The following is a 10829-nucleotide window of genomic DNA, read 5'->3' as shown; positions in this document are numbered from 1 at the left end:
ACTTCTCTAAGGCAAATTCTCACTCGCCAGGAGTCTGCTCGGGCGACAGCGGCTCGCTGTCGAGCACGGCCTGGCCCGCGGCCTTGGGCGACCCATCCCCGTTGATGTAAGCATAGAGAGTGGTGGTGGTGATGCCGAGGCGCTTCGCCACGTCGGCCGCGACCGACTTTGGATCGGACATAGCCGCCATCGCCATCATCAACGTCGCGCGGTCCATCTTCCTCGGCCGGCCGCCCATCCGCCCTCGAGCGCGCGCCGCCGCCAAGCCCGCTTGAGTCCGCTCGGTGATTAATTCCCGCTCGAACTCAGCGAAGGCGGCGAAGATCCCGAAGGCAAGCCGCCCGTTCGCTGTCGTCGTGTCGATTTGCGCGCCGGCGCCGGCGAGCACTTTTAAGCCCACACCGCGCACGCGCAGATCCTCAACCGTGTTCACCAAATGACGCAAGTCGCGACCAAGCCGATCGAGCCGCCACAGGACGAGAGCGTTCCCAGGTTGAAGCGCCTTCAGGCATGCGGCGAGTCCAGGGCGGGCGTCATCCCGGCCCGAGGCCAGATCCTCATAGATGCGTGCAGGATCGACGCCGGCGGCGATCAGCGCATCGCGCTGCGGCGCAAGCGTCTGCGTTCCATCGGACTTGGAGACCCGAACATATCCGATCAGCACCTGTCACCTCGCCCAGAAAGATGATCGGTAGGGTGCAAGCTTGTGATGATAATCGCAACGGGTTTTCTTGCGGGTAGATGGCCCCAGAGCGGGTTCCTGAGGCGTCGCCAGATTACCGACCGTTTTCTTGGCGAACGAACGGAATCATCAGTCAGCGCTTAGGCTATCGATCAGCGGGCATCCTTGGTTGTCGGCGTTGACGTCAGCGTCGCATGCTCGCACTGCCTCGACGAGCACGCGCTCCATCCTTCGCAAGTCCGCAATCTTTGTTTTCACATCGGCAAGATGCGCCGCCGCGAGACTGCGAGCATCGCCACATGATTTTCGTCCGCCTGCAGCCAGTTCGAGAAGCGCGCGGACTTCATCTAGCGTGAAGCCAAGATTGCGCGCGCGGCGAACGAACCGCAGCCTGCTCACATCTTCAAGACCATAACTGCGGTAGCGGCCACGCCGAGCCGGAGCAGGGAGCAGACCGATCCGTTCATAATAGCGAATCGTTTCAATGTTGCCTCCGGTGCGTTGTGACAGATCCCCGATCAACATCTTACGTTCCGTCATAACAGCCTGCTCATGTTGCGCTTGAGTCTGTAGTCGCTACAGACAGTAGGATCGTCGGATGTTGATCTCAAGGACCTCCGCAATGCTCGAATCTGACGCTTCATCTTCATTCGCTGAGAAACCGCCTTCCTCGGGCGCCGCGCTGCTCACCGCAGCCGGAATCGCCGCGGCATTCGGATTGGCCTCCTGCTGCGCTCTGCCTTTTTTCCTTTCTATCCTCGGGGTTGGCACAGCCTGGTTGACGGGAGTAGCGTTGATGGCGGCCCCACATAGATTGCTGCTGATGACCGTCGCTGCAGTGTGCTTGCTCGGCGGCGCCATCCTTCTATGGCGCCAACAGCGCGCGGCGATGGTCTGCACGACGAACGGAGTTTGCGCGCCGCCCGCCATTCGCGCGCTGACACTCGTTGGGCTCGCAATTGGCGCGGCGCTTCTCTGGGCAGGATATACCTATGCTTAAGACCGCACCGATCCTTCAGTCGACCATCACCTGCCCGCATTGCGCGACGCAGAAGACTGAGACAATGCCCACTGACGCATGCTGGTTCTTATACGACTGCACTGGCTGCGGGGCCTTGCTTCGGCCTAAGCCCGGCGACTGTTGCGTGTTCTGTTCATACGCAACCGTTCCGTGCCCACCGATTCAGCAGGCCGGCACGGGCTCAAGTTGCTGCAGCTGAGGAAATCCCCGACAGCTGACGAATGGGGCGTCTCGGTGATCCGCGTGGCGAGGCTGCAACGATCAGCGCTTAAGCGCTTAAACCCAGGTCGCCGGTTTTGTGACTGGCGCTTTGCCGGCCCTGTTGATCACGGGCGGGAATTGCGAATTAGCCAGTTCGCGGTCATCGATATAGTGCACAAACGATGAAACATTCAGAAGGCTTGGCGCGGGAATAGGGGCGCCGCCCCGTCTGGGACGGCAAGGCGCTACGATGCAGACCTGCTTGCTGGTTTCCTGCGTCACAATGCGGATCGGCTCAACAAGGTCCGTGTCGTTGGTGATCACATATGCGACGTCGAAGAGATCCAAGAACGCATCTCGCACCAGGTGAACGCCGAGATTGACGTCGCTGCCTTTCTCTTCGGTCTTGGTCACGTAGACAACGTCGGGGCCAGGCAGCGACCAGACGTAGCTATTCGGTTTGGCCTTTGGCGGATGGACCAGTCTGGCCCATTTCTCCGAGTACAGAAACCGGCCCTGGCAGATTTCAATCTCAGGAACCGTCCGTAGCGCTGAGAATAGCGCTTGCTGTCGGGCTGGAGCGCCGGGATCGATTTTCACGGAAACCGGGGCAGTGTAATATTTGACCTTATGAACGACCGTTCCAGCGCGGACGATATTATCCGCCAACGCCTTCATGTTCAGCCACTTGAACTGTGGCTGCCCCCTTGTTCTCAGGTAGTAGAAGTTAAATCCGTCGATATAGAAAATCGCTCGCATCACCGCCCATACCGCAGAAACGCAAAAGCCGCTCAGGATTTCTCCCTTGCGGCTTTTGGAGCGATAGCAAGCTATCACTGGATAATGCCAATGATACTTAGACAGGCTGGCGCAGTTTGCAACAGTTATCGCAACATCTATTTTAGTCCGTGATAGCGATAAAACGACTGCGTTTTATCGCTATCACGGACTAACCTGATTGTCAAGACGGCAAGATGCTGATTAATTTGGTGAATTTAGATCAATTAGCTAGGGTGTTTGTTGCAAAAAAGAGAGTGCAACGCGATGCCAGAAGATCTCGCCACCTATTATGAAAGACGGCTTCAGGCCGAAATCGAACAGATTGAGGCGCGCATCAAGGATCTGACGCAGGAGAAACACGCTCTGCAGCGGCAGCTCATGAAAGCTCGCCAACAAGGCGCAGGCCTGGCCGACGTGAACCGAAAAAACAGCGTCAATCGGATCATGATCGAGAACCGTCTGATCGATGCGCTCAAGACTGCGAACGGGCCGCTCAACGCGGGCCAGCTCCTAACGGCCGCTCGCTACGTCAACTTCGAACTCAACGAGAATACGTTCCGCACATACCTGCACCGCTTAAAAAAGCAGGGAATAATCAAGAATGCTGGTCGCCCGGGTCGCTGGTTGCTCGTGAACGTTCATCCTCCTTCAACTCCGGTGAAGGCTATTTCATGATTTTTTTCGGTTCATCTTCTTCTCGCTTCGTCATCTTCATCATCTGAACCGGGCCGCGTGTTGAATCCGGATCACCGTCCGTCTTCTTCGGGAGCTTCGGCGCAGGTGCGGTAACGGGCATGCGCCGCAAAGTCTCTTCGTAAAGATCGCCGGCGAACCATTTTCCCTTGTCATCGTCGTGTGGTCGATCGCTCTCCATGATTCGGAGCCACCGCGCCTGCAATTCGACGATCTTCGAACCCTCTGCCGCGCCGGACTGCAGCTCGGCGAGCACCTCGCGCATCTTAGCCAGATGATTCTCCGCGGTCTTGTAAGTCTCTAGGACGAAGGGCTCGATCGGCGGCGATTGCTTCTCGCTCACAAGCGTATGCATCAACAGCAGCAGTCTAACTGGTTCATGCCGCAAATAGCACTCCAGTTTGATCAGGTCCTTTGCAGCCGAGGCGTCTGACGCTTCGGCATCTTTCTCGGATGAGAGCTTCCGCCACGTTTCAATGGCCGGCGCAGTCTCCGCGCCGGACTGGAGCGCCGCCAGAGTCGTACTCATAATGGCCAGGCGACTTCTCATTAACTCATAGCATTTATCAAGATTATCCGCAGCCATAGTGCACCTATTAGTTCAATAAGCACTATATGAGGCAGAATTTTTATGATTTCAACTGATGACATGAGAATTTTTGCGGACTAGTTATTTGTCTGTATTGGGAATTCCCCGCTATGCTCAGACACGCCTTAGCGAATGCTCCACTCCCCAAAAATCTTCCGCAGCTTCCACTGAGAGATCAGCCCTATCCAATTCCTGTGGGGAACGGGTTTTATCCACGCCTAATCGCCCCCCAAGAATGCGCCTAATCGCCCCCCAAGAATCATGCGATATGCGCCTAATCGCCCCCCGCTATATAGAACCGTTAGATTCTACCGTTAGATTCTCCGGTAGTTGAACGAAGGGACTGTGGATAATCGAGCAGATCAATCCGTCTGGCCATAATCCCAACCGCCAGAGCGCTACTACCCGCTGATTTGGCCTTAAGGATGAAGAGGCGGATGCCGCAGAGACCACTAACCCTGCCCCAACCAGCCAAAAAATCCCAGTCGTGTTCCAGCCTCCGTTTTAGCGCGATTAAACGGCATTCTAGGATGCCTCGCCCTGGCGTCGTATTGAGGCCCACGACGGGACTGTCAAATTTCGGCGGTAACCTAGCCGCTCTGACCCAGAGGCGCTCTGAGTGGCGCCTTATCTCGATTTTGGGGTGCTCTAAAATAGCCCGCAAACCCCAGGGAACAGGGGCTACATCGCTCTTCCAGGTTTCTGCGCAGATTCCACCGCTTTGCGTAGTTTGGCGCGCTCTAGGAGCTGCTTTGCAGCGATGGCGAGCGGCGTCTGTTCTACAAGCTGCTCCGACTCAATTCCCCGCTTCATATCTGAAGCCGGACCCGGCGCCCGCGCCGGCAGCGGCATCGTTATTCGTAAAGGTCCCCGCCAGGCCCCGGTAACCGGGTTTATAGAGCCCTTGATGCCGTCCCTAATGTTCAGGTCATCGAGCGCTTGCATTGCCTCCAGGCGGCCGTTTTTCGCTGCCTGGGAGAGCCATTTCCGGAACGCCGGCGGTCGCTCGTGCTTAGGTGTCACCATCTGCTTGAATGCTTCTCGACGTTCATCGCGCTGACGCACGATTTCTTCTTCGAGCTTCTGCTGCTCCCGAAGCTGGCGTAGCAGCATAAAGAACTCGAAAATCGCCCGCACGACCCCAGGCGGCAGCAATCCCCTCAGATTCTTCAGCTCGCCCTTGTGGCGTTCCTTCATCTCCGAACGTTGCGACCGAGCCTCAGCCCGCGATCCCGCCAACATTTCCTCCGCGATAGATCGCATCCGCCGGCGTTCAGCCGACATCGCGGCATCCGAACGCTTACGTTCCAGATCATATTCCGCCCGCAACGTTTGGCGACGCCGGCGCGCATCATCGGCCCAACCCAACCGCTGACGCAATGTTACCGGCGGACCTACAAACACGGCCCCATGGCAGGGTGTTCGGCTGAAACGCAGCCGCCTTATCGACGTATCCGCAGCCGCTGCAACCGTTCCGCCGCTTCGGCTTGTTTGCGGCGCGCCTCTGTCACTTTCGGTTCCGGAATTATGGCGTCGTGAAAGGGCCGTGGTTCCCGATCTGGAATCGGCGTCAGATCGTCCGAGGGGCGCGCGTCGCAGCGCAGGAGCGGGAAGTCCACCAGCGTCTTCAAAACCAGACAGTAGTTCGTCAGGCCGCCATGTCCGTGCTGCATCCAGACTGCGCCCGGACAATGTACGCAGACGGTCTGCGGATAAACGCCCAACTCGTCGAGCGTCTTTGATCGCATCGAGGGCATCGGCGTTTGATCCGGTGCGAACAGAAACGAACGATACTCGTAGTTCTCCGGATGGTTTGGCTCGGGCTTCCAAGGTCCCTCCACCTCCTGCTCCGTGGTCGCCACCGATTGCGCCCCTGGAACTGGCTTCTCTGATTGGCTCTCCATGGATCTTCTCCTGCATTGCGCCGAAGCGCTTCTCCAGCTTCGATAATGACGCTGTGCGGGTAACCGCCGAGGCCTTCGAGATCTCGCCGTTATCGCCAATGAACACGGCGCCAGACCCTTTGCGTTCGATCGATACGCCGATCGCCGCCAGTTTTGCGTCCAGATCCGGCCAGCTCGTCGCTTCAGCCACCGCGATCGTGATTTCCGTGAACCGATCTTCCAAAGGCAGGTGACCCGTCCGCTCCTCATGCGCCAACGCCAGCTGATCGCGGCGGCCGACCGCAGCAATAGGGGTGACGGCAACCTCTACCAACGTCACTTCCTCGTTCCCCTGGGCGTCGACCGTCACTCTCGGTTCATACTTCCCTGCGCCCACACTCCAGCCCTGGCGTCGCTCGATCTCACGCGCCGCCTGTTCAAGCTTTCTGTAGTCATGAGACAGCTTCACAGCCTTGCCGCTGTTCGGGTTCACGACGTTCACAACGATGTGAATGTGTTGATGTTCACGGTCGCGATGGACAGCCATCACGGCCTGGTTCTCTGAAAGCCGCAGGCCGGCCAGCGAATGGTCCGCCGCTGCGAACATCTGTTCATCCGAGGGGTTCTCACCGCCGGGCCAGGTCAGCACGAAATGATATGCCGGCTTTTTCACCCGTCGCGACATCTCCGCGGTCGCTTCCATCTCGCGGGCTGCGGTATCAACCGAGATCAGATTACGCGTCTCGACCGCAGCGGCCCCGCCTTGGCAGATGTATGTAACGCGGGGACCAAAGCCTTCGCCTGCGCCGATAGCCTTCGGGATCATATCAGCCAATCCTCGCCACAGCGGCGCGCAGCTCGATCAGCGCGGCGTCGATCCCAGCGATGGCTCCTGTCGTATTGGCGACTTTTGCGATCTGATTGATGTTGCCCCCGATCCGAGACAACTCACGCAAGGCCTCCTTGGCTTGTGGGTCATGCACCGGCATCCGTCGTTCCAGCGCCGTCAGCCTGACGAACTCCGTCACCGTCACGCCCGCCATCGCCGCTTTGGCGGCCAGGACTGCAAATTCCTCCGGAGATACCCGGAAGTTGATCTGATGGGGGCGGGCTTTGCTGACCGTCATGGCGTATCACCAAACCAGACCGATCAGGGACCACAGGCCGAACATCCCACCGATGGCGATTCCAAGCCGCACGCCCATGGGCATTTTTTCTTCGCCTTCTCCAGGTTCGCCCAGACCGCCGAATATTCCCGAAAGCGTCGCTCCAAAGGCTACCACCACCAACACGACCCAGGCCCCCCACTGAATCCAAATCGGCAGGAATCCTTGCTTCACAGTAGTTGTTGCGACCTTAGAACCTTCTTCGCCGGGCTTGAGAGACGGCTCCATCCAAAATTTGGCGTCGCAGTAGCGCCGCCCGTTCTCTTTCGCAAACACCTGCACGCGGGTTGGATCGCAAGTCAGCCAGGCAAGCGAATTGCCGTTTGCTTGAAACGTCGCGATTTCAGGCGGTATGACCTCGACCATTGTGCGATAGCCGACAATGCCTGCCAGCGCGAACCCCGCAGACATTGCAATCGACAGCGCCAACAACAGCCAGAGCGCCGTCACCCGGCGCGTCACCTCCGTTAGTGGCGTCTCCGAAGCTTTCTTAGCTAACCTCTGAAGCAACGGGGGGACGGCTTGCTCGATCGCTGAGATCGACAGCTTCGTCGCTTCTGCGGCGGCTGCCTGCCCTACTCCGCGTGCCGTTTCCACAATCGCGCGACGGGTTTTCAAATTGATCAGCAGTGCGGCCGCAACCGGCACGTATGCTGGATCTTTCAGCGCCCCGCCCAGGCCCAGGATGTGTTTCTGAACAGCGGCAACGTCAGCAGGACTCTGACCCTCAAGAAGATCGTCGAGCGTCATAGGAACCCGCCTGCCCGCAGCTTGGAAACCTCCGCCTCGAGCTTGCGGAGCCATTGGAAGACGACGCTCCTGTCCACCGTCTTCTGCGCGGAGGAATTGGAAAATTCCGTGAAGCCCTGGTTGGCTTGATCCACCAACGCATACGACCGCATCCGCATAGCAGGCAGATCGAAGACGGCGCCGTTAACGTCTTCCAGCGCCTTCTTCGCCCTCGACGAATCCCAGATTGGCCAATCGTCGTCCTGTGGGCCATAGAATCTATTTTTGGCGACGGCGAACTTTGCTCCCGTTTCACCAAACAATCTGATCGCCCGGCCGACCGATGCGACTGACGCGCCCATAGGCGTCATCGCCATCATAAAAGTTATCTCATACCCTTTGGACTTCGCGTGATCGATGAAACCCGTTGCTTCATCGATCTCCTTGAGCATCTGCATCGCACCACCCGGAAAATCGATCAGGATCGTATCGGCTCCTGAATCAACGCATTCCCATAGTGCGTCTCTCTGTGATTCCTCACGGATGTCCCAATAATGGCATCCGATGAATCCATCCTGTGTTCCTTCTGGTGTCGGAGAACCCACCTTTCGAGTTCCATAGAACTGCGCAAGCTGTCCGACACCACCATCAGCGTCGCTGATGAATGTCTTGCCACCTTCTCGCCGTAGAATATCAGATAGTCCTCTGGCTTTTGTTGATTTGCCTGAACCGCCTTTATCTCCGACACACGCTAAAAGTCGCTTTGACATTCCATTTCCTTTGACATCCTAGGGTGCTTCGAATGCAGCACTAGTTCTCTGTGATGGATCGTTCTTAGTTGTCACTTTAGTTTTCTCTATTTCCTCATTTTTTATCTCAGATTTTGTCTTTTTCTTGTCTGACTTATTTGATTTTTCTGATGATTTAAAAGTTGTCATATCTTGACGCATATATTGTCGAACAGTTGATATTGATGCCCCACCAATGGTCTGATTAGTTTCACCTACAATGTGAATTATTTCTTCTAAGCTATATCCTTTATTTAATGCAGATTGTATCTCAGATTTCATAGCCACAATCGCTTCTCTAAGGCCTAAATCCTCTCTCTTTTTTTCCGGCAAATCAGCCAACGTTGCTTTAATTTTTTCAACCTCATTTAGCTTTACCGATTTCATCTGTTTCATCTACGTGCTCCTTGATGACGTTCAAAATCGGTATCACACTTATACATAATGCTGAAACATGAATCAAATGGAGTAATTTTAATGATAGTAGGCAAGGTATGCCCCTGCTAGGCAGGGGCCAGACCCTCATGTTCGGCGCTGCGCTTCTCACATGTGGGTCCGCCTTGGTCAGGGGAACCCCCGACACCCCCAAATCGCCTCCGCGCTCATGCTTGTCGTCGCACCGTGGGACGTGATACGCCTGCGGTCATGCCGAAGCGATCATTGCCCGCATCTGATGGACATGCCGACCTCTTCGGGACCATCACCGCGCCGGCAGTAGTACCCGCCACTCAATATCCGCCGATCACTCGACGGATCGTCGACAGTGGGGGCGACATCGCAACCAATCAACCTGACCGGATTGATTTCCTGCATGCAGTCCTCTGTCAAATCGGCATGCCTCGTTCGCGTACTGACGAGCGGGTTTACGAACGTTGGCAAGGTGGCGTCGGCCTCTCAATAGAAGCGGGACGCCTTGGCCTGGACGGTCAGTTCGTCCAGCAGCCCCTACCCTATGGGGTCAAACCTCGGTTGATCATGATTCATATCAGCTCAGAAGCGATCCGTACGCAGTCGCCGGTTGTCGACCTCGGTCATTCGATGCGTGAATTTTTGGACCGGCTCGGATTGAAATCGAACGCCGGCCGAAACGGCACGCTTCCCATGTTCAAGAAGCAGATGATGGCGCTCGCAGCTTGCCGCCTCACCCTCGCTGTCACGCAAGGAACACTCAATCGCACCGTCCATACCCAGCCCATTGACCGCTTCGACGCCTGGTTATCGCCGGATGGTCGTCAGAAGAGCTTGTGGCCAGGCGAGCTGGAATTGTCAGACCGCTTCTATCAAACGTTGGCCGGCGCCGCCGTCCCGCTCGACCATCGCGCCCTTGCTGCCCTGAAGCATTCGGCCTTGGCGCTCGACTGCTACACCTGGCTCGCGCACCGGCTCTGTCGCATCAAGTCCACAACAGGCGTCAACCTCAGTTGGAACACCCTCCACGACCAGTTCGGACAGGACTACGCCAACCCCAAGGACTTCCGGAAGGAGTTCCGCACGGCGCTTCGGCAGGCCGCAGCCGTCTATCCAGACGCCAAGCTCGAAGAACTCCCGACCGGATTGCTCCTGAAACAGTCGAAGCCGCCTATCGCTAGAACTCAAATCAGCGTGTCGTCACCGATCAGATAGGCATTGCTGCGCAAAGATCGTGTATTGCATCAGCTTGATGCTCTAATGAATTGATTCATATCTCGAATCATGAGATCACCTTCACGGTGAACCTCTCACAGATATGTGGGTGAACGTTCACGACCTGCGCCGTGAGAGGTTCACATGAATGGGTTCAAGACGCTGCGTGAAGCTGGGGATCTGATCGGCCTTAGCGCACATGCTGTCCGCATGAAAGCTAAGCGCGCCGGGTGGACTATGTCGCGCGACAATGCGGGTCGCTTGCTTGTCCTTCTCCCTGATGACCTTGAGCGTGAAGGCCGCACAAGAGAGCCTGTGAAGGCTTCACCGCCCCTCTCTGAGAAGGGTTCTGAGAAGGGTTCCCGTGAAGATCTCACGGCAGCGTTGGCGACTGTCGCCGAGCTGCGCAACCAGGTTGACCAACTGACGAACATACTTGCCAGCGACCGGGCCGATCGTGCTGCCGAGCGGACTGCATGGACCGTCGCGCTCACCGCCGCCGCCGCTGAAGCTTCAGCAGCTCGGCTCGAAGTCGATCGTCTGCGAGCGCGCGGGCTCGTTAGCCGCCTGCTGAACCAGTAGCAGAATCTCGAAATAATCACGAAAATATACGTGAAATACTTCTCTAAGGCAAATTCTCACTCGCCAGGAGTCTGCTCGGGCGACAGCGGCTC

14 protein-coding genes are annotated in these 10829 nt (G+C 57.1%); 5 read left to right on the top strand and 9 right to left on the bottom strand.

The features are described 5' to 3' along the window. Positions 1–19: 19 nt before the first annotated feature. Both ACOVQ0_RS06690 and ACOVQ0_RS06685 read right to left on the bottom strand, forming a co-directional pair. Positions 20–664, bottom strand: a complete 645-nt coding sequence (locus ACOVQ0_RS06690) for a recombinase family protein (RefSeq protein WP_421881852.1) — start codon at positions 662–664, stop codon at positions 20–22. A gap of 147 nt (positions 665–811) precedes the next feature. Beyond that, positions 812–1207 (bottom strand): MerR family transcriptional regulator, encoded by a 396-nt coding sequence (locus ACOVQ0_RS06685; RefSeq protein WP_421881849.1) that lies wholly within the window; start codon positions 1205–1207, stop codon positions 812–814. A gap of 73 nt (positions 1208–1280) precedes the next feature. Here ACOVQ0_RS06685 and ACOVQ0_RS06680 point away from each other — a divergent pair, with 73 nt between their 5' ends. Both ACOVQ0_RS06680 and ACOVQ0_RS06675 read left to right on the top strand, forming a co-directional pair. After that, positions 1281–1682, top strand: coding sequence for a mercuric transporter MerT family protein (locus ACOVQ0_RS06680; RefSeq protein WP_421881847.1), 402 nt, complete (start codon positions 1281–1283; stop codon positions 1680–1682). Continuing rightward, positions 1675–1902, top strand: coding sequence for a GDCCVxC domain-containing (seleno)protein (locus ACOVQ0_RS06675; protein WP_421881844.1), 228 nt, complete (start codon positions 1675–1677; stop codon positions 1900–1902). Before ACOVQ0_RS06680 ends, ACOVQ0_RS06675 begins: the two co-directional genes overlap by 8 nt. A gap of 77 nt (positions 1903–1979) precedes the next feature. Here the strand turns inward: ACOVQ0_RS06675 and ACOVQ0_RS06670 are convergent, their stop codons facing one another. Then, on the bottom strand, positions 1980–2741 hold the full coding sequence (locus ACOVQ0_RS06670; RefSeq protein WP_421881841.1) for an NYN domain-containing protein: 762 nt from the start codon (positions 2739–2741) through the stop codon (positions 1980–1982). A 207-nt stretch (positions 2742–2948) separates the two neighbouring features. On the opposite strand from ACOVQ0_RS06670, the gene ACOVQ0_RS06665 reads away from it, so the two are divergent. Next, on the top strand, positions 2949–3359 hold the full coding sequence (locus ACOVQ0_RS06665) for a hypothetical protein (protein WP_421881838.1): 411 nt from the start codon (positions 2949–2951) through the stop codon (positions 3357–3359). Here ACOVQ0_RS06665 and ACOVQ0_RS06660 read toward each other — a convergent pair. The 6 genes from ACOVQ0_RS06660 to ACOVQ0_RS06635 form a co-directional block, all read right to left on the bottom strand. Further along, entirely contained in the window at positions 3349–3963 is a 615-nt protein-coding gene (locus ACOVQ0_RS06660; RefSeq protein WP_421881835.1) for a hypothetical protein, read from the bottom strand. The genes ACOVQ0_RS06665 and ACOVQ0_RS06660 overlap by 11 nt on opposite strands. 684 nt (positions 3964–4647) lie before the next feature. Further along, complete coding sequence (locus ACOVQ0_RS06655; protein ID WP_421881832.1) at positions 4648–6675, bottom strand: relaxase/mobilization nuclease domain-containing protein; 2028 nt, start codon at positions 6673–6675, stop codon at positions 4648–4650. A 1-nt stretch (position 6676) separates the two neighbouring features. Then, positions 6677–6976, bottom strand: coding sequence for a MobC family plasmid mobilization relaxosome protein (locus ACOVQ0_RS06650; protein ID WP_421881829.1), 300 nt, complete (start codon positions 6974–6976; stop codon positions 6677–6679). 6 nt (positions 6977–6982) lie between these two features. Further along, positions 6983–7765 carry a hypothetical protein gene (locus tag ACOVQ0_RS06645; RefSeq protein WP_421881826.1) on the bottom strand — a complete coding sequence of 261 codons (783 nt, stop codon included), beginning with the start codon at positions 7763–7765 and terminating at the stop codon, positions 6983–6985. After that, positions 7762–8514: a hypothetical protein gene (locus tag ACOVQ0_RS06640; protein ID WP_421881823.1), complete on the bottom strand. Its 753-nt coding sequence runs from the start codon at positions 8512–8514 to the stop codon at positions 7762–7764. The genes ACOVQ0_RS06645 and ACOVQ0_RS06640 overlap by 4 nt, the downstream gene beginning before the upstream one ends. An 18-nt stretch (positions 8515–8532) precedes the next feature. Further along, positions 8533–8928, bottom strand: coding sequence for a hypothetical protein (locus ACOVQ0_RS06635; RefSeq protein WP_421881820.1), 396 nt, complete (start codon positions 8926–8928; stop codon positions 8533–8535). Positions 8929–9177: 249 nt separating this feature from the next. Here ACOVQ0_RS06635 and ACOVQ0_RS06630 point away from each other — a divergent pair, with 249 nt between their 5' ends. Together ACOVQ0_RS06630 and ACOVQ0_RS06625 are read left to right on the top strand one after the other, a co-directional pair. After that, positions 9178–10155, top strand: a complete 978-nt coding sequence (locus ACOVQ0_RS06630; protein WP_421881817.1) for a replication protein RepA — start codon at positions 9178–9180, stop codon at positions 10153–10155. Between the two features lie 144 nt (positions 10156–10299). Continuing rightward, entirely contained in the window at positions 10300–10737 is a 438-nt protein-coding gene (locus ACOVQ0_RS06625; protein WP_421881814.1) for a hypothetical protein, read from the top strand. The last annotated feature ends 92 nt before the right edge of the window (positions 10738–10829 follow it).

Origin of the sequence: Novosphingobium sp., from assembly GCF_049240505.1 — a bacterium.
Taxonomy (GTDB): domain Bacteria; phylum Pseudomonadota; class Alphaproteobacteria; order Sphingomonadales; family Sphingomonadaceae; genus Novosphingobium.
Note: the sequence above shows the minus strand (reverse complement) of the source record. Positions and strands in the feature narration are given on the sequence as shown.

What these genes read in the sequence shown, in the direction of transcription:
- ACOVQ0_RS06685 (WP_421881849.1), bottom strand. Translation starts at nt 1,207, where the DNA reads ATGTTGATCGGGGATCTGTCACAACGCACCGGAGGCAACATTGAAACG.
- ACOVQ0_RS06680 (WP_421881847.1), top strand. Translation starts at nt 1,281, where the DNA reads ATGTTGATCTCAAGGACCTCCGCAATGCTCGAATCTGACGCTTCATCT.
- ACOVQ0_RS06675 (WP_421881844.1), top strand. Translation starts at nt 1,675, where the DNA reads ATGCTTAAGACCGCACCGATCCTTCAGTCGACCATCACCTGCCCGCAT.
- ACOVQ0_RS06665 (WP_421881838.1), top strand. Translation starts at nt 2,949, where the DNA reads ATGCCAGAAGATCTCGCCACCTATTATGAAAGACGGCTTCAGGCCGAA.
- ACOVQ0_RS06660 (WP_421881835.1), bottom strand. Translation starts at nt 3,963, where the DNA reads ATGGCTGCGGATAATCTTGATAAATGCTATGAGTTAATGAGAAGTCGC.
- ACOVQ0_RS06655 (WP_421881832.1), bottom strand. Translation starts at nt 6,675, where the DNA reads ATGATCCCGAAGGCTATCGGCGCAGGCGAAGGCTTTGGTCCCCGCGTT.
- ACOVQ0_RS06650 (WP_421881829.1), bottom strand. Translation starts at nt 6,976, where the DNA reads ATGACGGTCAGCAAAGCCCGCCCCCATCAGATCAACTTCCGGGTATCT.
- ACOVQ0_RS06645 (WP_421881826.1), bottom strand. Translation starts at nt 7,765, where the DNA reads ATGACGCTCGACGATCTTCTTGAGGGTCAGAGTCCTGCTGACGTTGCC.
- ACOVQ0_RS06640 (WP_421881823.1), bottom strand. Translation starts at nt 8,514, where the DNA reads ATGTCAAAGCGACTTTTAGCGTGTGTCGGAGATAAAGGCGGTTCAGGC.
- ACOVQ0_RS06635 (WP_421881820.1), bottom strand. Translation starts at nt 8,928, where the DNA reads ATGAAACAGATGAAATCGGTAAAGCTAAATGAGGTTGAAAAAATTAAA.
- ACOVQ0_RS06630 (WP_421881817.1), top strand. Translation starts at nt 9,178, where the DNA reads ATGCCGAAGCGATCATTGCCCGCATCTGATGGACATGCCGACCTCTTC.
- ACOVQ0_RS06625 (WP_421881814.1), top strand. Translation starts at nt 10,300, where the DNA reads ATGAATGGGTTCAAGACGCTGCGTGAAGCTGGGGATCTGATCGGCCTT.